The 824-nt window shown below is 72.1% G+C and carries 1 protein-coding gene; it reads right to left on the bottom strand.

The window, feature by feature from the left end:
- Positions 1-803 (bottom strand): acyltransferase domain-containing protein (locus ACFFRH_RS44305; protein ID WP_386164212.1); only part of this gene is annotated, 803 nt, incomplete at its 3' end.
- Positions 804-824: the final 21 nt, after the last annotated feature.

The raw sequence follows: 824 nt of genomic DNA, 5'->3' as shown, positions 1-824 counted from the left end.
GGCCGGGCCGGGGCGATGGCCCGCTCCCAGTCCACCTCCCCACCACGCACCCACACCTCGGCCGCGCTCGTCCACAACCGGCGCAACCCACCATCATCACGCCGCAACGACCCCACCACCACACAAGCGTCCGCGAGCCCGGCCGCCTCCACACTCTCCAGCACCCCGATCCGCAACACCGGATGCGCACTGCACTCCACGAAGAACCGGAACCCCTCACCCGCCAGCGCCTCCACCGCCGGACCGAACCCCACCGTCTCGCGCAGATTCTCGTACCAGTACGCGCCACCGGCCTCCACACCCTCCAGCCAGCACCCCCGCACCGTCGAATACCACGGGACCTCGCCACTCCTGGGGGTCACCGGGGCCAGCAGCCTCGCCAGCTCGTCCTCGATCGCGGCCACATACGCCGAATGCGAGGCGTAATCCACCTCGATGCGCCTGGCCCGCACCCCGGCCAGCTCGTACTCCGCGAGCAGACCGTCCAGCGCGTCCACCTCCCCCGAGACCACCGTCGAGGCCGGACCGTTGACCGCCGCGATCGACACCCGCCCCTCCAACCCCGCCAGCCGCCCGGCCACCTCCGCCGACGGCAACGGAACCGACACCATCCCGCCCCGGCCCGCCAGCGCCACGATCGCCCGGCTACGCAACGCCACCACCCGCGCACCGTCCTCCAAGGACAACGCACCCGCCACCACCGCAGCCGCGATCTCCCCCTGCGAATGACCCACCACCGCCGCCGGCTCCACCCCCAGCGAACGCCACACCTCCGCCAGCGAGACCATCACCGCCCACAACACCGGCTGAACCACATCCACCCG

The organism is Streptosporangium vulgare (assembly GCF_042428775.1).
GTDB lineage: Bacteria > Actinomycetota > Actinomycetes > Streptosporangiales > Streptosporangiaceae > Streptosporangium > Streptosporangium vulgare.
This window is presented reverse-complemented; position numbering and strand designations above follow the sequence as displayed.